This window comes from Cupriavidus sp. 01L415 (assembly GCF_056400065.1).
Window position 1 is genome coordinate 125290 of sequence record NZ_JBFTSP010000003.1, and the last position, 17561, is coordinate 142850.

Annotated in this window: 20 protein-coding genes; 6 read left to right on the forward strand and 14 right to left on the reverse strand. The window is 66.2% G+C overall.

The annotated features are described in order from the left end of the window. Positions 1 to 86 precede the first annotated feature (86 nt). The 3 genes from AC1DOX_RS08290 to AC1DOX_RS08300 all read left to right on the forward strand — a co-directional run bounded on the left by AC1DOX_RS08290 (position 87) and on the right by AC1DOX_RS08300 (position 1977). Positions 87 to 1244 (forward strand): iron-containing alcohol dehydrogenase, encoded by a 1158-nt coding sequence (locus AC1DOX_RS08290; protein WP_441616703.1) that lies wholly within the window; start codon positions 87 to 89, stop codon positions 1242 to 1244. A 331-nt stretch (positions 1245 to 1575) separates the two neighbouring features. Next, positions 1576 to 1734: a DUF3309 family protein gene (locus AC1DOX_RS08295; RefSeq protein ID WP_092137198.1), complete on the forward strand. Its 159-nt coding sequence runs from the start codon at positions 1576 to 1578 to the stop codon at positions 1732 to 1734. A gap of 54 nt (positions 1735 to 1788) precedes the next feature. Then, positions 1789 to 1977, forward strand: a complete 189-nt coding sequence (locus tag AC1DOX_RS08300) for a DUF3008 family protein (protein ID WP_441616701.1) — start codon at positions 1789 to 1791, stop codon at positions 1975 to 1977. Positions 1978 to 2021: 44 nt separating this feature from the next. On the opposite strand, the gene AC1DOX_RS08305 is transcribed toward AC1DOX_RS08300, so the two are convergent. From AC1DOX_RS08305 to AC1DOX_RS08315, 3 genes are all read right to left on the reverse strand, one after another. Then, positions 2022 to 2651: a ParB-like protein gene (locus tag AC1DOX_RS08305; protein WP_441616699.1), complete on the reverse strand. Its 630-nt coding sequence runs from the start codon at positions 2649 to 2651 to the stop codon at positions 2022 to 2024. A gap of 49 nt (positions 2652 to 2700) precedes the next feature. Then, on the reverse strand, positions 2701 to 3177 hold the full coding sequence (locus AC1DOX_RS08310) for a hypothetical protein (protein ID WP_441616697.1): 477 nt from the start codon (positions 3175 to 3177) through the stop codon (positions 2701 to 2703). A gap of 79 nt (positions 3178 to 3256) precedes the next feature. Continuing rightward, positions 3257 to 4123 (reverse strand): SDR family oxidoreductase, encoded by an 867-nt coding sequence (locus tag AC1DOX_RS08315; protein ID WP_441616911.1) that lies wholly within the window; start codon positions 4121 to 4123, stop codon positions 3257 to 3259. A 406-nt stretch (positions 4124 to 4529) separates the two neighbouring features. Here AC1DOX_RS08315 and AC1DOX_RS08320 point away from each other — a divergent pair, with 406 nt between their 5' ends. Then, a complete protein-coding gene (locus tag AC1DOX_RS08320; protein ID WP_441616695.1) occupies positions 4530 to 5174 on the forward strand; it encodes a ParB-like protein in 645 nt (214 codons plus the stop codon). Positions 5175 to 5202: 28 nt separating this feature from the next. On the opposite strand, the gene AC1DOX_RS08325 is transcribed toward AC1DOX_RS08320, so the two are convergent. The 5 genes from AC1DOX_RS08325 to AC1DOX_RS08345 form a co-directional block, all read right to left on the reverse strand. Further along, positions 5203 to 5646 (reverse strand): hypothetical protein, encoded by a 444-nt coding sequence (locus AC1DOX_RS08325; protein ID WP_441616693.1) that lies wholly within the window; start codon positions 5644 to 5646, stop codon positions 5203 to 5205. A gap of 388 nt (positions 5647 to 6034) precedes the next feature. Next, complete coding sequence (locus AC1DOX_RS08330; protein WP_441616691.1) at positions 6035 to 7192, reverse strand: DNA topoisomerase IB; 1158 nt, start codon at positions 7190 to 7192, stop codon at positions 6035 to 6037. A 112-nt stretch (positions 7193 to 7304) separates the two neighbouring features. Beyond that, positions 7305 to 8168: an alpha/beta hydrolase family protein gene (locus tag AC1DOX_RS08335; RefSeq protein WP_441616689.1), complete on the reverse strand. Its 864-nt coding sequence runs from the start codon at positions 8166 to 8168 to the stop codon at positions 7305 to 7307. Then, entirely contained in the window at positions 8155 to 9309 is a 1155-nt protein-coding gene (locus tag AC1DOX_RS08340) for a DUF3182 family protein (protein ID WP_441616687.1), read from the reverse strand. Before AC1DOX_RS08340 ends, AC1DOX_RS08335 begins: the two co-directional genes overlap by 14 nt. Before the next feature lie 154 nt (positions 9310 to 9463). Continuing rightward, complete coding sequence (locus AC1DOX_RS08345; RefSeq protein WP_441616685.1) at positions 9464 to 10042, reverse strand: low affinity iron permease family protein; 579 nt, start codon at positions 10040 to 10042, stop codon at positions 9464 to 9466. Between the two features lie 190 nt (positions 10043 to 10232). On the opposite strand from AC1DOX_RS08345, the gene AC1DOX_RS08350 reads away from it, so the two are divergent. Further along, complete coding sequence (locus tag AC1DOX_RS08350) at positions 10233 to 10583, forward strand: BON domain-containing protein (protein ID WP_441616683.1); 351 nt, start codon at positions 10233 to 10235, stop codon at positions 10581 to 10583. 256 nt (positions 10584 to 10839) lie between these two features. On the opposite strand, the gene AC1DOX_RS08355 is transcribed toward AC1DOX_RS08350, so the two are convergent. The 4 genes from AC1DOX_RS08355 to AC1DOX_RS08370 form a co-directional block, all read right to left on the reverse strand. Beyond that, a complete protein-coding gene (locus AC1DOX_RS08355; protein WP_441616681.1) occupies positions 10840 to 11313 on the reverse strand; it encodes a PRC-barrel domain-containing protein in 474 nt (157 codons plus the stop codon). A gap of 409 nt (positions 11314 to 11722) precedes the next feature. Then, entirely contained in the window at positions 11723 to 12076 is a 354-nt protein-coding gene (locus tag AC1DOX_RS08360) for a hypothetical protein (RefSeq protein WP_441616679.1), read from the reverse strand. A gap of 297 nt (positions 12077 to 12373) precedes the next feature. Continuing rightward, the gene (locus AC1DOX_RS08365; RefSeq protein ID WP_441616677.1) at positions 12374 to 13180 is read right to left on the reverse strand and encodes a sensor histidine kinase; all 807 of its coding nucleotides are present in this window, start codon (positions 13178 to 13180) and stop codon (positions 12374 to 12376) included. A gap of 140 nt (positions 13181 to 13320) precedes the next feature. After that, positions 13321 to 14724, reverse strand: coding sequence for a sigma-54-dependent transcriptional regulator (locus tag AC1DOX_RS08370; RefSeq protein ID WP_441616675.1), 1404 nt, complete (start codon positions 14722 to 14724; stop codon positions 13321 to 13323). Between the two features lie 431 nt (positions 14725 to 15155). Here AC1DOX_RS08370 and AC1DOX_RS08375 point away from each other — a divergent pair, with 431 nt between their 5' ends. Beyond that, positions 15156 to 16136 carry a sigma-54 interaction domain-containing protein gene (locus tag AC1DOX_RS08375; protein WP_441616673.1) on the forward strand — a complete coding sequence of 327 codons (981 nt, stop codon included), beginning with the start codon at positions 15156 to 15158 and terminating at the stop codon, positions 16134 to 16136. On the opposite strand, the gene AC1DOX_RS08380 is transcribed toward AC1DOX_RS08375, so the two are convergent. Together AC1DOX_RS08380 and AC1DOX_RS08385 are read right to left on the reverse strand one after the other, a co-directional pair. Next, positions 16137 to 16952: a DUF2182 domain-containing protein gene (locus AC1DOX_RS08380; protein WP_092137187.1), complete on the reverse strand. Its 816-nt coding sequence runs from the start codon at positions 16950 to 16952 to the stop codon at positions 16137 to 16139. Next, positions 16949 to 17551: a DUF1326 domain-containing protein gene (locus tag AC1DOX_RS08385; protein ID WP_441616670.1), complete on the reverse strand. Its 603-nt coding sequence runs from the start codon at positions 17549 to 17551 to the stop codon at positions 16949 to 16951. Before AC1DOX_RS08385 ends, AC1DOX_RS08380 begins: the two co-directional genes overlap by 4 nt. Positions 17552 to 17561 lie beyond the last annotated feature (10 nt).

Consider the following 17561-nt stretch of genomic DNA (forward strand, 5'->3'; position numbering starts at 1 on the left):
CCGGTTGGCCGACCGGTGCATACTGTGCCGGCCGTACCACCGAGGGCGACCCCGATCGCCCCGCGCCAGGACACTCCGGAGACACCATGAACCCGTTCCGCTTCCAGACCGTGCCGACGGTCATCGTCGAATTCGGCGCCGCGCGCCGGCTGGGCGCCCTGCTGCGCGAATCCTTTCCGCAGGCGCAGCGCCTGTGCGTCGTGACCGATGGATTCCTGGCGAAGAGCGGCCTGCTGGCCCCCGCGCTCGACGATCTCGGCAAGCATGGCTGGCAGGTCACCGTGATCGACGACGTCATCGCCGATCCTCCCGAGCACGTCGTGCTGGAAGCCACCGAACGCGCGCGCCAGGCCGATGCGGAAGTCGTGCTGGGCCTGGGCGGCGGATCGTCGATGGATGTGGCCAAGCTGATCGCCGTGCTGCTGCCGGCCACGCAGCCGCTGAAGGACATGTATGGCGTGAAGAAGGTCACGGGTTCGCGACTGCCGCTGGTGCAGATGCCGACGACGGCGGGCACGGGGTCGGAGGTGACCGCGGTGTCCATCGTCACCACCGGCGAGACCACCAAGATGGGCGTCGTCGCCCCCCAGCTGTTCGCCGACGTGGCGATCCTGGACGCCGAACTGACGCTGGGCCTGCCGCGCGCCGCCACGGCCGCCACCGGCATTGACGCGATGGTGCATGCGATCGAGGCCTACACCAGCGCGCACCTGAAGAATCCGATTTCCGACATGCTGGCGATACGCGCGCTGGAGCTGCTGTCGCAAAACCTCATGCTCGCCTGCGACAACGGCCATGACCGCGTCGCACGCGAGGCCATGCTGCTGGGCGCGATGTTCGCCGGCCAGGCCTTCGCCAATTCCCCGGTGGCCGCCGTGCATGCGCTGGCCTATCCGATCGGGGGCATCTTCCACGTGGCACACGGGCTGTCCAACGCGCTGGTGCTGCCTCACGTGATGAAGTTCAATGCCCCGGCTGCCAGCCAGCGTTACTCGGAACTTGCCGACGTGGTTCTGCCCGGCACCACGGGTAGCTGCGAGACCAAGGCGGCCGCGCTGATCGCGCATATCGAGGGCCTGGTTCTGGCCACTGGCATCCCGCGCACGCTGCGCGAGGTGGGCGTCAAGGAAGGCGACCTCGGCAGGCTGGCCAGCGATGCGATGCTGCAGACGCGCTTGCTGGTCAACAATCCGCGCGAGGTCAAGGAAGCCGACGCTTTCGCGATCTACAGCGCGGCATTCTGACGCCGGCATTCCGATCCGATCGCGTCCGGCAGATTGTCCGGCAGACAGCAACGGCGGCCACTGTGCCGCCGTTTTGCTTTGACGCGATGCGCTTGACGATCCGTCGGCGATCCGTCGGCGATGCGTCGTCCAATTCCTACACCGATATCAGCCCCAGCCCGCCTTGGTTGCCACCTGCCCTGTCCTAACCTGAAAGGACAGAGAGGTGCGGGAAACCGCCCGGCGCGAACATCGCCGGATTCACGCAGTCTCCTGCGTATGCAGTCATGGTCAGGCGGTGATCGTTGCAGTCATCTCCGCGCCGCCCCGACCACAAGAAAAGGAGCACGCCATGGGTATCGGCACAATTCTTCTGATCCTTCTTATCCTGCTGCTGGTCGGCGCACTGCCGGCATGGCCATACAGTACCGGTTGGGGTTACTGGCCAAGCGGCGGGCTGGGCCTCGTCGTCCTGATCGTCGTGCTCCTGGTAGTCCTCGGCCGAATATAGAGGTCGATACGACCCCTGACGAGAAAATCCGACAATCCGATAAAGGAGACTGACATGCCAGCCAAGTCGAAGGCTCAGCAAATGGCCGCCGGCGCGGCCCTGTCCGCCAAGCGCGGGGATCAGAAGGCCAGCGCGCTCAAGGGCGCTTCCAGATCGATGTACAAGTCCATGAGCGAGAAGGAACTGCACGACATGGCCGCCACCCGGCGAAAGGGCAAGCCGGCCCACAAGTCCAAGAGCTGATGTCATTCGAGGCTGCCGGTGATGCCGGCGGCCCTCGCCACCCCCTAAGCCTTTCGCTTCGACGTCGCCACGCACGGCCCGATAAAACCCGGCAGCCTGCGCGCCTTTCCGCTGCGTGCCAGCGGAATCGCCACGGTCATCGCGCGCGCAAAGCCGGCGATGCTGTGCATGTCCTCCTCCACGTGCCGCCGGAAGAAGCCGGCCCAGCTGAAATCGCCATACGCATTGCCCGGCTTGCGGTACGCGCCCGCATCGCGCGTGAACGCCGCCAAGCTGCGATAGGGGTCATCGCGCATGCCCATGACCGTGGCCGGCAACGCGCCGACATCGAGCCGCTTGCCACGTTCGTCGTAAGGATGCAGATGGCCGAGCGCGCGCATGCGCTTCCAGAACTGCCCCGGCGAAAGATCGCCGAGATCGGCGTCGATACGCACCGGCGCGCGGCGCCAGCCAAGCTCCAGCCACGCGCGCGCCCAATGGTGATGATCGGTGATGTAGAGCGCCCCGCCCGGCCCGGCAATCGTCCGGATGCGATGCCCGCGCAGGAACTTGCGCAATGCGGCCGCATCGCGCGGCCTTGCGCTGATATCCATCTTCTGGCGGACCTGGTAGATCCCCAGCGTGAGTTGTGTCGGACGCAGCGTGTCAAGCTCCGCCATCGCCTTGCGGGACATGGCGCTCCTGGATGGTGAGGATCAGGCGGCGGATCGTGAAGCCGGCGAATCAGCTATGGCTGGCGATCTGCTTGTCGACGTAGTGCTCCAGCTCGCTGCCCGGATCTTCATTGCCGGTGCTTTCCATCGCCACGGCTTCCGCAGCTACCGGCCCCGCATGCGGGGGGCGCGACGCGCTATCGTCATGCCGCGCCGATACCGGTGCCGGCCAGCATTCGCCCGCCGGCTCTTCGTCGATCAGCGCGGGCGGCCGATGCGGATCGAAGTCGGTCCATTGGCCGCCATCCCACTTGCCGCTCGCCTTTTCCAAATCGAGCGCGCCACCTTCCCGCAGCACGTCGGCAACCTCTTCGCGCCGGTCCCGCTTGGCATGGGCCGCCAGCAACACGCCCGGCGGGCGGGCACCACCCGGGTTGACGGACATGACCGAAACATCCCAGACCGAGAACCCGCGCGCGTAGAGCTTGCGCGCCACTTCCTCGGCCTCGGGGATGGACGCGAAGCGCCCCGCTACGATGGATGACATGATCTTGCTCCCTCCTGTGGCATGCAAGGTCGCATGCATATGGACGCCTGACCGGACGCGGCGCAGGTCGTTCCGTCCCTCATCCGCCCACCACCTCGCCGCCGTTGATGTGCAGGATCTGGCCGGTGATGTAGCTCGCGGCGTCGGACGCCAGGAACACGTAGCCCGCCGCCACTTCGTACGGTTGGCCGGGGCGCCCCATCGGCGTCTTCTTGCCGAATTCGGCGACCTCTTCGGCCGTGAACGTCGACGGAATCAGCGGCGTCCAGATCGGCCCCGGCGCCACACCATTGACCCGGATGCCCCGCTCGACGATCTGCAGCGCCAGCGACCGCGTAAACGACACGATCGCGCCCTTCGTCGCGGAATAGTCCAACAGATGCGCGCTGCCCCGGTACGCGGTGACCGACGTCGTATTCAGGATAGTCGCGCCCTTGTGCATATGCGGCAACGCCGCGCGCGTGACATGGAACATGGCAAAGACATTGGTGCGGAACGTCGATTCGAGCTGTTCGGTCCCGACATGCTCCAGCGATTCCTGCGGATGCTGCTCCGCAGCGTTGTTTACCAGCACATCAATGCGGCCGAAGCGCTTCATGGTCTCGCTGACCACGTGATCGGCATGCGCCACGTCGGCCAGGTCACCCGCCATCGCCAGTGCTTGCCGGCCCGCGCCTTCGATGAGCCGGACCGTTTCCCGCGCATCGCTGTGTTCGTCGAGATAGGCGAACACCACGTCGGCCCCCTCGCGCGCGAAGGCCACGGCGATGGCGCGACCGATACCGCTGTCGCCGCCCGTCACCAGTGCCACCTTGTCCAGCAGCCGGCCACTGCCGACGTAATCGTCGGCGCCGCTGTCCGGCTTCGGCTCCATTTCGCTTTCCAGTCCCGGCTGGCGGTTCTGGTGTTGCGGCGGGAGTTCAGCGAGTGGCTTTGGCGTGACCATGATGAATGGCACCAGTGAATGTCGATTGCAGGCGATCGCGCAAATTCCATGCCGCGCCGGACGCGGCGTACCTGTGCCCTCCCGCAGGCGGATCGCACGTAACGGTTACAAGGCGTGGCAAGGATTCCACCCCGCAGCGCGAGCCGCCGCTTTACCTGGCCGGCCGCAACAGGGCCGCGGCAGAGTCACTGCAGAGTCACCACAAAGCCACCACAGCGTTGCGAGCCGCTCACCGCAAGCGCCACATTTCCAGCTCGCGCGGCATGGAAATTGCGGCGTACGGGCAGCACCGAACCCGATAGGAGCAAAACATGTTCAGTTCCCGTGGAAACCGCAGCGCAAGCCGGGCCAGCCGTGAAGCGCACAAAGCGGCCTCCAACTGGCGCGAGCGCCGAGAACAGCGCCGATGACCAAGCGCCTGCGCGAGGGCGCCAAGCTCATGGTGCCCATCGACCACCTGCGTCCGACCCAGATCACGATCGGCGGCTACCACGTCGCCCAGAAGATCCACGTCACCCGTCGGCTGTCACACGCCGAGCTGCCCGCGTTCCTGGACCGCCACCGCGTGCACGTGGTGATCGGGCCCGAACACAGCCTGTTCGTGGTCGATCATCATCACTGGGTCCGCGCATGGCACGAAATGGGCATGACGATGGTTCCGGCACTTGTCCGGCTCGACCTGAGCCATCTCTCCGTGCGGAAATTCCGGAAGCTCATGCTGGAAAGCCACATGGTCCATCCCTACGACGAGCACGGCAAGCGGCGGCCGCTGAAGTACCTGCCACCGGACATCCACGCCATGCGCGACGATCCGTTCCGGAGCCTGGAGGCCTTCGTGCAGCTATCCGGCGGCTATCGCAAGGTCAAGGCGGCGTATCCGGACTTCCGCTGGGCAGACTTCTTCCGCAAGCATATCGACGGTCCGCTGGACAGCCACCACACGTTCGCGGCAGCGCTGGCGCGTGCCGTGCAACTTGCCCACAGCACCAAGGCACGCGGCCTGCCCGGCTACATCGGCCCGTGCCGCAAGCGGGCGGCGCGGAAGGCCTGAGGGGCACAATCACGATTTGAACGACCTCTCAGGCGCCGCGATCCAGCGGTGCGTCGGGGAATGGTGGACGTGCCGGACGCTGAGGCTGCGGTGTCTCCTGCCGCCGCGGCACACCGGCGCGCCTCGCTTCGTCCCGCGCGAGCGTCAACACGCAGCACAACAGCAGGTAGGCGCGCTTCAACTCGCCGGCCGCTTCGCGCGACAGGCCGGTGCTCGCGTGACGGAAAGCGGCATCCAGTCGATCCTCGATACCGCGCTCGATTTCCGGTTGCGTAAACAGCTCACGCTGCCGGTTGTGCCAGAGCGCCATCGTCGTCGTGCGGCGGCTGGAGATGGTCGCTCGCGACCATCCGCCCTGGCTCGCACCCAGTTCGACGCGCATCTCGCACAACGCTTTCATCAGCACATGCGTCTGCCGCAAGTCCGGACGGCGCAATGCGCGCACGGTGCCGCGACGTGCAACCGTCACCACGGCAGCCGCCAGTCGCCCTAGCGGTGCCGGCGCGGTGCGTACGCTGTCGGTTCGTGACGATGCCGGGATGGAGGAAGGATCGGTCGCATCGCAAGGATTGCGCGGATCACAACCGTCGAACGTATCGGATAGATCGGATGATTCGGATGATGGGGAAGACAGCACCCTGGCAGCGGGAAGCGCATGAGCGGCTTCCGAATGAATCGTTGTCGGGCCGCTGCTATCCGCCTCAAGACAACTGATGACTGCATGTTCCACAATGGCCTCGCTAACTGCGCGTGTTCTGCTTGTTGATTGTTGGTACGCGTAACGACGCAATTGCCGTGCCGGATCTGCGTATTGTTGGCGAGTGATTCTGGCGATGACGTTGGCAACTAGCGTGCGGCACTCAGGCCACCTTGCGTGCGGATGTCGCGGGCACGCAGCTGCTCTCCAGCAGCAGCGCCAGCAGCCGCGCCTCGTCGGCGCGCAGGCGCATCCCTGCACGCGGTGCCGGCAAACCCTGCAACGTGTCCGCCATGAAAGCCGCCAGCACATCGGGATGTACATAGCACTTGCGGCAGACCGCCACGGTATTGCGCAGGCGCTGCGCCACTTCCCTGATGACTTCCACCACGGCTTTCTTGCGCGCGGTCTCGCTGTCCGCCACCGTCTTGCGCAGCAGCGACAGCGCGTGCACGCTGCCGGCCCAGGTGCGGAAATCCTTCGCCGTGAACTCGCCGCCCATGACTTCCTGCAGATAGGCGTTGACGTCGACGGATCCCACCTCGCGGATTTCCCCGTCGGCATCCTTGTACTTGAACAGCCGCTGGCCGGGCAGGTCTGCGCAGTTCCGAACAATGCGCGCCAGCCGGGCATCATTGACGGACACGTCGTGGGTCACGCCGCTCTTTCCCGTGAACTGGAACCGCAGCCGGCTGCCGCGCACCGCCACGTGGCGCGGCTTCAGCGTCGTCAGCCCGTAGGTCCGGTTCTGCTCCGCATAGCGTGGCGTGCCCACGCGCACGAGCGTGGCATCGAGCAACGTCACCACGGCCGCCAGGACCTTCTCGCGCGGCATGCCGTTGCGCGCCAGGTCGCGCGACACGCGGCCCCGCAACTTTGGCAGCACGCTGCCGAACGCCATCAGCCGCGCGTACTTGTCGCTGTCGCGCAGGACGGCCCAGTCTGCGTGATAGAGGTATTGCTTCCGCCCGCGCGCGTCGCGCCCGGTGGCCTGCAGGTGCCCGACAGGGTCCGCGCAGATCCAGACGGCTTCATACGCGGGCGGAATGGCAAGCGCCTGAATACGCGCCAGCGTGACCTCGTCTTCCACGCGGTTGCCGTAGGCGTCCACATAGAAGCATCCCGTTCCGGCCTTACGGCGGCTGATGCCCGGCTCGCTGTCGTCGACATGGCGCAGCCCCAGCGCGCGCAAGGTCGCCGCAGGCTGGGTGGTGGCTTTAGTTGCAGCTTTGATTGCCGCTTTGGTGGAGGACTTGGCGGCCGTCTCAGCCGCGATGGCGGTAGGACTCATGTGGCTGCGCAGACGCACAAGCCATGCCATCCGCCGATCCGCAATTGCCTAGTGCGGATTGCACTTTTTACATACCCGACCGGCACAAACGACAACGGCGCGCAATCACTACAACCTCGCCGCCGGCGCCACCCGGACACCGCTACTTCGCCGCGCGGGATGGCGGGCCTGCCGCGACGACTTGCGGCGGCGCCAGCCCGTCGTCGGCTTGCGGCACCCTGCGGGCCGCGGCTGGCGCCGACGGTCTGGCGGCGATGGCGGGCCCGGTGCGCGCTTCGGTCACCATCTCCTGCAGCCAGCCCACCAGCAGCTTGCTGTAGGCCCGCTGACCGTCTTCCGTGGACAACCCATGGTCGACGCCCTTGAGCACCCGGTAGGTGATCGACGAGGCCTGGCAACAGGCGTCCACATAGCTGAGCACGGCCGTGTGCGGCACGATGCTGTCGTGCTGCGACTCCACGACCAGCACGTCGCCCTTGAAGTTCGTGCACGCGCGCAACGCGCGATTGGTGTCGGCCACCACCACCTTGCGGCGATACGCCACCAGATCCTGGTCCACATGCAATTGCCGCTTGGGCGATTCCCAGCCGCTGTCCATGTAGAGCGCCGGGGCCCGGAAGGCCAGCCAGCGCACGGGCCGCAGCTCGCTCAGCACGGCGGCGAGGTAGCCGCCGTAGCTGCTGCCCACCACGGCAATCGCATGGCGGTCGACTTCGGGATGCCGCACCAGCACGTCGTAGGCGGCCAGTACGTCGGCCAGGTTGCGCATGCGGCTGACGGTCTCGTATTGCGCAGCGGTGCCCACGTGCCCGGTCAGGTCGAACGTCATGCAGACGCAGCCCAGCCCGGCCACCTCGCGTGCGCGCGCCAGATACTGCTGCTGGCTGCCGCCCCAGCCGTGCACAAACAGCACGCCCGGCAACTTGGTGGCCGGCATGATCACCGTGCCTGCAATCGTGCCGCCGCCCTCGGTATGAATCTCGATCGATTCCTCATGCGTTGCCATCTGACCTGGACTCCAGTAACGCGAATTTCGTCAACGCGCCGACATTGCGGTCTTCCCCCTGGAAATAGACGTCGGCGCCGGCCGGCACGGTCACGTTGGCAGCATAGATCTCGCACGTGCTCGCCGTGGCACGCACGCAGCGCGGATCGTCCTTGAACGCGGCCAACGCAGCCAGTTCCGCGCCGGTCGCCCCACCCACACGCCACGACTGCTCGAGCACGCCGAGGCAGGTGTTGCCACGGTCCGTGCCCATCGCCACGTCGTAGTTGCAGCGGGACATCAGCGTGCCCGGAAAACACGCGACTGCCGCCGTGTGGTAGACCAGTGCGGCACGCACCGCGTCCCGCAGGTGGGTCTCGATCGGATGGGCCAGCAGGTCTTCCAGCGTGCCGCGCACCACGCGCAGCATGGACCCGCCGTACACCATCTCGCCAGCGTGGTTGGGCGTCAGGCCCTGCGTGCCGCAATAGCTGGCGCGCAGGTCGCCGATTTCCACCTGCCCGACGCTGAAGGTCGAGACGTCTTCGAGATTGCGCTCCAGCACCAGCCCCTCCGAGGCAATCCGCGCCGGATCCAGCGCATCGAGCGCGGCCTCCAGCTCCGCCTCCGTCGCCACCACCTGCTGCCCCAGCCCGCCAACCCCGCAAGGCTCCTTGACGCGGACCTTGCCGCCTCGCAACAGGTCCTTGCCCGCGCGGCGCGCATCGTCGACGGTGAACGCGGTGTAGCCCGTCAGCACGAACGGCCTGACGCGGCCGGCAAAGTCTTCGCTCCATCCCGCGGGCGCGGGCGCGTCGGGGGCCACCAGTCCGTGAGAGATCGCCTTGGTGCCGACAAACGCATGGGGCACCACACCGCCGAACAGGTCCTGGAGGCTCCGGATGCCGAGTTGCCGTGCGCTGTCCAGCCCGGCCAGCGTCTCCGCCGGAACGAAATACAGCTCGCCGTCGTGCGCGGTGGCGTCATAGCTGCCCGCGAACGTGGACCCGCGCAGCCGCGCCACACGCTGGCCGATCCCTTTCAGCGTCGTGCCCTGATGGCTGGCTGGATCGTCGCAATCCGCGCGGCCATACACCACCACGCGCACATCGCGCGCCCGTGGGTCCGGTGCCGACTCGGTGTCGATGGGCGCGGTCGTCATGGTGGCGCTGCGTGTTGCCGTGGTCGCCAAGCTGGGCTCCTCTTGCGGCGGCGCCGCACTCTTTTGGAAAAAAAACGCGTTCAGGCAGAAATTGCCGGTCTTATCGTCCTCTCCTGTTTCTATTTCAGGGACCCTGCGGCGAGATCCATGCCAGTCATGCAGCCGGAGCGGCCTCCCGATGGCGACGCGCGCGCGTCTTGGCCGCATGGTTCTCGTTGGCCTCGTCAATCGAATGGCTGCATTTCACCCCGCCCTCCTGGTCGGCCAGCCTTGCCAGATGGCGGTAGAACTTGACCAGCTGGCGCAACTCCTCCTCGTCAAGGTCTTCGATGGACACCAGGTGGTTGCTGGCTTCCTTATGTGAAGCCAGCAACTCGTTAAGCTTCAGGTGGACGGCCACGGCGTCCTTGTTCTGGCTTTGCTGGATCAGGAACACCATCAGGAAAGTGATGATCGTGGTACCCGTGTTGATCACCAGTTGCCAGGTCTCCGAGTAATCGAAGACCGGTCCGGTCATGGCCCACGCCAGGACGACGCCCGTGGCCAGCACGAACGCCGCCGGGGATCCCGCCCGCCGGGTGGCGGCACCTGCGAAGCGGTCGAACAGATGCATCAGGCGATGTCGCCTAGGCGGCGCATCGGCATCGTCGCTGCTGTCGCTGCCGGCCCCGCCCCCGTTGGAATCCCGTTGCGGGGGTTGCGGCGCTTGCCGTCGCTGCGCAGGCTTGTTCATAGGGCGCTCCTCGGCGCATCAAACTGTCTAAATTGTAGGGAGCGTCCCGTTGCAATTTCAGTCGGCGGCGTCCTACAAGGGCGGCGCGCTGACGTGTCCCTTCCACAAGGGACCAGCCTGGGGCGCGGACATCCCGCGGGCATGACGATTGCGTCACATCCGGGGGCGGACACCATCGAGAGGAACCGTCATGCAGACCGAAGACCAGGGCGCGCCACAAGCCAGCCCAGATGAAGACGACGAACTGCTGCGGGAACGCATAGGCACCTGCATTGCCGAAGCGTGCGGCGGCGATATGCCCGACGGCGTGGCCGTGCATGTGGTGAACCGGCGCGTCACCATCACGGGCCGCGTGGAGGACGTGGACCTCGCCCAACGCATCGAGAAAGCCGCCGCGACGCCGCCGGGCATCCTCGGGGTGTCGAATCAGCTGACCACGCGCGTGCCGCCGCCCGTGGAGCCACCCGGCCAGCCCCCGGCCGGCGGCATGCACTCGGACCCCGCCAAGCGGCCACCCGGGCAGGTCAACCACAAGGTTTGACCGTGGCAGCATAAGGTCCGGCCGCCGCGCGTCTCGCGCGCGGTTACGCCTTGGAGGTTGTTTAAAAATGAAGCGAAGCGGTCCTGGTTAGGGCGAAGCAGGGGTTTCGGATCGCACGCGATCCGCCTGCGTAGCGGCATGCGCCTGCTGACGCATGCCGCCCTGCAATGGCGCGGCCGCAGACACCATACAACGGGTACGGCAAGCGAATGTGGCAACCCCGGCAACGACGCCAGGATCTTCTTTAAACGACCTCTCAGGCCCACGGGTCGTAGCGATCCTTCTCCCAGTACGGCGAGATGCCGTAGTACTCGTGGATGCTGGTGGCCCACTGCGAATTGGCCATGGTGGGCCAGTGTTCCTTGTCAAAGCCGGGCGCGGCCTTGATGCGATCCTTCTCCACCCCCAGCACGAAGCACTTGCGGCGCGTATCGAGCGTCAGCGCGGACCACGGCACCGCATGGAGTTTCTCGCCGATGCCGAGGAAGCCGCCCATCGCCATCACGGCGTAGGCGATCCGCCCGCCCAGCACATCCAGCATGATGTGGTCGATGGTGCCGATCTCCTCGCCGGAAGGATCGATGACCTTGTTGCCTTCCAGCGTGTCCGAGGCCATCACGAACGGGCCCGGACCGGCCGTGTTCTGCTCGACGCCGCCGATGATGGCGGCACCGCGCGGTGGCGCATCCGGTGACGAGCCCGGCGGCGTTTGCGGGTCAATGCGATTCATGAGAGCTCCTCCTGTGAACGAGCGGTTGCGAGCCATTTACTGACGCCAGCGGGCGGCGTCCTCCCCTGCCATCGGTCCCGCGGGTACCGGCGGCACCCGCGGATCGAAATCTTCCCAGTGGCCATCGCGCCACTGGCCTTTCCTGATGCCCCTGGCCCGCAAACGCGTCGCGGCGGTCTCGGCCCGGGAAAACGTATCGAATCGTCCTGCGATGATCGTAGACATCCTGAAGCTCCGTTCAAGGCGTGATGCGGTGCATCGGTTGGGGGACGTACATGCAAATGCACTTGGCGGCACCTGGCTGGCCTGAGGGTGACTGCATGGAGATGGCCGATGCCGCAATGTGGCGTCAGGTGCTATCCGTACTCAACCGCTCAATCACCCTCACAATCCCCCACGTGCCGCGACGCTACTTGCCGTGCTTTCCGCCGGCCTTTCCCGCGCCCTTGTCGGTGGCACCCTTTCTCTCGGCCGCGGCCTTCGCGCCGGCGGGCTGGTGCTCGCTGCCGCGCTTGAGGGTCCAGTCGACATCGTCGCGCTTCGTCTGGGTCTTCTTCTCGGCATGCATGGCCGCGCTCGGGGAGATCGGATCGCTGGCCGGGAACGTCATGTCGAGCGACTCATCCACTGCAGACTGATAGGTCTTCTTGCGCTTGTCAGCGGACTTGTCGACGGATTTGCCCGCAGCGGCCTTCTCGGACGTCTTGCCATGAGGACGGGCCGATGGCTTGTGCGAGGCCTTGGAGGCGTGGGCTTTTGACATGGCATCTCTCCTTTTGCGATTTCGCGATATCGAATCCGGGCCCCAGCCGAGCGGGCTCCGATGCCAACTCATGCAAGCCGTGGGCCAGCCAGACCGGGACACCAGACTTCCTGCACGAGGCGCACGAGCGTAAGACCGGGCGTCGCGCACAGCACGAACGACTGTACACGCGGGCGCACACAGGCGCAGCCCCTGCCGTTGCAGATCGTGCGTGCAGTGGTAAAAATTGCCGATCGCCCGATGGCGTGGCATGACGGCGTGCAGCCATGACTGGCGGCGTCGCCAACACACGGCATCTTAGGCGGCCGATTTGCGCGGAAATCGCACCGCAATGCACACGGTGACATTGTCGGCATCGCAGTTGTCGTTCTCGGCGGTGAGCATGGCGCCGTGGAGTTCCACCATGCGCCGCGTCAGCAGCAGTGCCGTGCTTTGCCGGGGAGAATGCGTGCCATCCTCGGGCGCGCGGCGCCCGAAGAAATCGGTCAGCGCGGCCAGGCGCGATGCGCCCCTGGCGCGGTCGATGGGCGGACTTTCCGTGATCCGGAACTTCACGAAATCGGCCTCGGCCGTCAGATAGGCCTTCACGGAACCGCCCGCCTGCGCCCGCCAGATGCAGTGAATCAGCAAATGACGCATGAGCGGCGCCAGACGCAGCGCGTCGCTATCGACGCAGAAGTCCGCGCCATTCGCACTTTTGCATTCCAACGTCCCGAGGATGACGCCGCGCGCCTCCGCGGCGGCACGCTTGTCGGCAATCGCCTGTTCGGCGACGGCACGCAAGTCCGTGCCCTGCCACGCCGGGGCGCGCTCGTCCGCCAGCAACCGCACCGCCTCTTCCATTTCCTCGATCAGGGCCAGTTGCTGTTGCATGCCCGAGCGGATGCCGTCCAGCGCACGCTGCGCAGGTGCCGCCAGCGAATCGATCGAGCGGTCCAGGACGTAGCTCCAGCTCTGGATCGCGTTCAGCGACGACCGCAGATCGTGCGCGGCCTGCTCGATCAGGGCCGCCACCTCGGCAATGCTGCGCACAAGCGGCAGCTCCGCGTCGGCCTGGGCGCCGTCCGGCGGAGAGTAGGAGGAAGAGCTCGGTGCGTCGGCCATGTTTAGTGATCCGCAAACCAGCCAGTTGTCACAAACGGAACTCGCCTGGAACCGCTCATGTTATGGATGCCACGCAAGAATCGTGCACCGCAGGCCGCCACGCGGCGGATTCCATGTCACGCCCCCGTCAGTGCCGCTGCTCACGAGGCGGCAGGCGGGCTGGCGTCACCGTTTCGCGAGGCGCGCAGCCATTCCGGCAACTCGCCCTTGGCCGCATAGTCTTCCAGCCGGTTGTACAAAGTCTTCAAACTGATGCCCAGAATTTCCGCCGCATGCTTCTTTACCCCCGCGCATTGCTCGAGCGTGGCAAAGATAAGCTGGCGATCGGCCTCCGCCAGGGACATCCCTACCGGCACCGATACCACCGCCGTGCCGGCGGACGGCGCCGCCGCCACCTGCAACGGGATCTGTACCTCGGCAATCACATCGTGGTCGGCCATGATGTAGGCGCGCTGCACAAAGTTGCGCAGTTCGCGGACGTTGCCGGGCCACGCGTGCATACGCAGGCTTTCCAGCACGCTGCCGGAAAAGCGCCGCTGCGTGCCCTGCTCCGCATTGAGCTGCTCCAGCATCGTATTGGCGATCTGCACGACGTCGTCGCCACGCGCGCGCAGCGGCGGCATCTCGATCGGAAACACGTTGAGGCGGTGATAGAGATCGGCGCGCAGCTTGCCTTCCGCCACCGCCTCCTCGGGGTTGCGGTTGGTCGCCGCCAGCACGCGCACATCGGCATGCGATTCGCGATTGGTGCCCACGCGCATAAAGGTGCCGGTCTCCAGCACGCGCAGCAACTTGACCTGCAATTCGAGCGGCATCTCGGTGATTTCATCGAGGAACAGCGTGCCGCCGTCGGCCCGCTCGAAATAGCCCTTGTGCTGGCGGTCCGCGCCGGTAAAGCTGCCGCGCTCGTGGCCGAACATCTCGGTTTCGATCAGCGTCGGGGAAATCGCGCCACAGTTCACTGCCAGGAACGGCTGGCGCCGGCGTGCCGACAATTCGTGCACGGTCTGGGCAGCGAGTTCCTTGCCGGTGCCGCTTTCGCCTGTCAGCAGCACGGTGGCCTCGGTCGGCCCCACCTTGCTCAATTGGTCGTAGACCGCCTGCATGGCCTCGGACCCGCCCAGCAGGCGGCCAAAGCGGCCATAGCGGCGCAGTTCGCCGCGCAGCGAATGAATCTCGGCCTTGAGTTCGCCGGTGGTAGCAATCCGCTTGAGCACCGTTTGCAGGCGCGTCACGTTGATCGGCTTGACCAGGTAATCGGTGGCGCCCAGGCGCAGCGCCTCCACGGCGCTTTCCACGCTGGCGTAGCCGGTCGTCAGGATCACTTCGACGCCGGCCGAGCCCACTTCCTCGAACAGCTCCATGCCATTGCCGTCGGGCAACCGCAAGTCGGCGAGTACGGCATCGGGCATGCGCCAGCCAATCTGCAGGCGGGCTTCGCGCAGACTACCGGCCGTCGCGGAGGAAAATCCTTCGATCGCGACAATCTCCGCCAGCGCAGCACAGGCGTTTTCGTCGTCATCAACGATCAGGATGTGTGGCATAGGGTCCGTCGGCGTCCGTTTGTCCCCGTGAGTCCAGTGGAATGTCGATCCGGAGTCCGGAGTCTGATGGTTCTGATAGTCATGGTCATGTCGCCGCAGGCGCTTGTTGCAACCTCGGTTGCGTCCTCTACGCCACGCACAACACTACGCGCCCGGAACACGGGCAACTGTTCCCCAACTCTACGGAAAGTCATGCTGAAGTCTAGCGACGCCGCCAGGGCCGTTATGCCAGTGTTCGTCTGACACAGGTGTCGGACCTTGCCGCGACAGCGGCCCGGGCGGTAGCCACCCTCGCCCCGAGCGGATAGCATGGTAACTATCTTCCACCCATGCGACGCGCCTGCACGCCCCCTCCCGAAGCGGGAGATGCACGTACTGGCCCAAGCGAAAACCTCGTGTCCTCCACCGCCACGCTACTCCCCGGACGGGCCATGCCGCCACCTCGCGTGCCGGGGCGCCGCGCCGCGCCCGCCCAGGTGTCCCTGCTATGGGAGAGCACCTCGCCCGCCATGCAGCGCCTGATCGCCCAGCTCAACCGCGTGGCGGTGACGGACGTGACGATGCTCGCCGTGGGCGAAAGCGGTAGCGGCAAGGAAATCGTCGCCCGCGCCGTGCACGAGCGCAGCAGCCGCAGCACCGGTCCGTTCGTGGCGGTCAATTGTGGCGCCATCGCGCCGACGCTGATCGAATCCGAACTCTTCGGTCACGAGAAAGGTGGCTTTACCGGTGCGCTCGAACAGAAGGCAGGGTATTTCGAGCAAGCACAGGGCGGCACGCTGTTCCTCGATGAAGTCACGGAAATGCCGCTGGAGATGCAGATCAAGCTGCTGCGCGTGCTGGAGTCCCGGACGTTTCACCGCGTGGGCGGTGACGCCCAGTTGGTCAGCGACGTGCGCATCCTCGCGGCCACCAACCGGGACCCGATGGAGGCCGTGCGAAACGGCCAGTTGCGCGAGGACCTGCTCTACCGGCTGGCGGTCTTCCCGCTCCATATCCCGCCACTGCGCGAACGCACCGAGGACATCGTTCCGCTAGCCCGTCATTTCCTGGCGGAGTTCAACGCCATGGAGCAAACGGACAAATCGTTCTCGGCAGGCTCGCTGGAGCGGCTGACGCGTTATGACTGGCCGGGCAACGTGCGCGAGCTCAAGAATGCGGTCTATCGCGCCTACATCCTGGCCGATCAGCAGGTGGAGATCGGCAATCCCACCCTGGCAAACCAGCCGCCACGGCCCACCACGGTCGACGGCGTGGTGAGCGTGCGCGTAGGCACGACGCTGGCGGACACCCAGCGCGAGATCATCCTCGCCACGCTGGCCCGGTTCGACGGCGACAAGCGGCAGGCCGCCCGCGCGCTCGGCATCAGTCTGAAGACGCTCTATAACCGGCTGGATGTCTATCGCGCCGGATAGTCAAGCATGGGTCGTCACCAGGACGACCGCCCACGACAACAGCGCGACACCGAGCGGTGCGCTAAGTCGCCGGCCCCAGCGCACGTTCTTCTCGATCGCCATCGCGGCCGCGAGCAGGAGCATCCAGCCGAGGCTGCCGGTGCCGAGCGTGAACATCAACAGCATCAGCGCCCAGCAGCACCCGACGCAGAACAGGCCGTGCAGCGTGCCCAGCGCAAACGCGTGCCACGCCTGCGCCTGCCCACGCCAGTGCTCGATGACGAAGCTCAACGGCGTGCGGCACTTTTCCAGGCACTGGTATTTGAGCCGGCTGAACTGGAATGCGCCGGCCAGTGCAATGATCGCGGCGCCGATCAGCCAGCCATGCCAGGCCAGCGCGGGGACGCTGGCGAACAGCGACAGCACCGCACTGTGCGCGGCGTGCGCCAGCAGCCCGAACGCGCCCCACACGGTGATGTAGCCGAGGGCGAGCAACATGAGCAGCCGCGCGTGGTCCGGGCGCTGGGCCGTCAACCGGTCGAAGGCGTTGAACAACGGCAAGGTCGTCGGCAGCATCATGGCCGCCGTCATCAGAATCCACGCGGCGGCATACAGCACCAGCGGCACCACCACATCGCCGGCGGGAACCACACGGCACAGGAACGCCGCCGGCCCGGACGCGGTCCAGTCACCGTGTTCCAGATAGCGCCCGTACGGACTGCGCGTCCACGCCCACAACGTCGCCCACGCCAGCGCGATCAGTGCCACCAGGATCGGCAGGAACACGCGATGATGGCGCGCGGCGCCGGACGGCGCCGGGCCTGCCGTCGGGTTCATGCGTCGAAGACGAACGTGCTTTGCAGGGCGTTGTGGTTCTTGATGTCGAGGTCGATGCCGATCGCGGCGTTCTTCGAGCGATAGGCCGGGGCCTTGCCGACAAACACCGGCGCCCCCGGCACCGTCGAGAACACGGTATCCGATAGCGTGGTCTGCCCGCCGGTGGCGCCGAGGTAAGGCTCAAGTTCGGCGTAGTAGTCCTTGCCGATCTCGAGTGTCCCCTTGCCCGCCACCACCGTGAAGGTGATCGGCGCCCGCTCCACGGACACCACCGTGCCGATGAGCTTGGCGAGGTCCGCCACCGGCCCGCCGGCCTGCCCGGTGTACACCTTCAGGAGTGCTTCTTCCTGCGCCTTGGAGGCCTTGTCATCCACGAAGATCGCGGCAGTCCAGTTGCCTTGCAGGATGTTGCCCGGCACATGCGCCACCGCCGCGATGGTATTGCCGCCGACGTCGACGCCATCGACCGTTCCCTTGTCTATCCGCCACGCGACGATGGTGTCGCAGGTGCCGTTGTCCGGGTCTTCGCCAATCCAGCACGGGCACAGGACATTGCAATTGCAAACCTCGAGCAGGCGACCTTCCAGGTGATAGCTCATTTGGACCTCC

Coding starts and splice junctions, on each gene's coding strand:
- AC1DOX_RS08315 (WP_441616911.1), bottom strand. CDS start 4,123: ATGGTCACGCCAAAGCCACTCGCTGAACTCCCGCCGCAACACCAGAAC.
- AC1DOX_RS08375 (WP_441616673.1), top strand. CDS start 15,156: ATGCCGCCACCTCGCGTGCCGGGGCGCCGCGCCGCGCCCGCCCAGGTG.
- AC1DOX_RS08380 (WP_092137187.1), bottom strand. CDS start 16,952: ATGAACCCGACGGCAGGCCCGGCGCCGTCCGGCGCCGCGCGCCATCAT.
- AC1DOX_RS08345 (WP_441616685.1), bottom strand. CDS start 10,042: ATGAACAAGCCTGCGCAGCGACGGCAAGCGCCGCAACCCCCGCAACGG.
- AC1DOX_RS08385 (WP_441616670.1), bottom strand. CDS start 17,551: ATGAGCTATCACCTGGAAGGTCGCCTGCTCGAGGTTTGCAATTGCAAT.
- AC1DOX_RS08340 (WP_441616687.1), bottom strand. CDS start 9,309: ATGACGACCGCGCCCATCGACACCGAGTCGGCACCGGACCCACGGGCG.
- AC1DOX_RS08320 (WP_441616695.1), top strand. CDS start 4,530: ATGACCAAGCGCCTGCGCGAGGGCGCCAAGCTCATGGTGCCCATCGAC.
- AC1DOX_RS08305 (WP_441616699.1), bottom strand. CDS start 2,651: ATGTCCCGCAAGGCGATGGCGGAGCTTGACACGCTGCGTCCGACACAA.
- AC1DOX_RS08365 (WP_441616677.1), bottom strand. CDS start 13,180: ATGGCCGACGCACCGAGCTCTTCCTCCTACTCTCCGCCGGACGGCGCC.
- AC1DOX_RS08335 (WP_441616689.1), bottom strand. CDS start 8,168: ATGGCAACGCATGAGGAATCGATCGAGATTCATACCGAGGGCGGCGGC.
- AC1DOX_RS08350 (WP_441616683.1), top strand. CDS start 10,233: ATGCAGACCGAAGACCAGGGCGCGCCACAAGCCAGCCCAGATGAAGAC.
- AC1DOX_RS08300 (WP_441616701.1), top strand. CDS start 1,789: ATGCCAGCCAAGTCGAAGGCTCAGCAAATGGCCGCCGGCGCGGCCCTG.
- AC1DOX_RS08290 (WP_441616703.1), top strand. CDS start 87: ATGAACCCGTTCCGCTTCCAGACCGTGCCGACGGTCATCGTCGAATTC.
- AC1DOX_RS08360 (WP_441616679.1), bottom strand. CDS start 12,076: ATGTCAAAAGCCCACGCCTCCAAGGCCTCGCACAAGCCATCGGCCCGT.
- AC1DOX_RS08330 (WP_441616691.1), bottom strand. CDS start 7,192: ATGGCATGGCTTGTGCGTCTGCGCAGCCACATGAGTCCTACCGCCATC.
- AC1DOX_RS08295 (WP_092137198.1), top strand. CDS start 1,576: ATGGGTATCGGCACAATTCTTCTGATCCTTCTTATCCTGCTGCTGGTC.
- AC1DOX_RS08370 (WP_441616675.1), bottom strand. CDS start 14,724: ATGCCACACATCCTGATCGTTGATGACGACGAAAACGCCTGTGCTGCG.
- AC1DOX_RS08310 (WP_441616697.1), bottom strand. CDS start 3,177: ATGTCATCCATCGTAGCGGGGCGCTTCGCGTCCATCCCCGAGGCCGAG.
- AC1DOX_RS08355 (WP_441616681.1), bottom strand. CDS start 11,313: ATGAATCGCATTGACCCGCAAACGCCGCCGGGCTCGTCACCGGATGCG.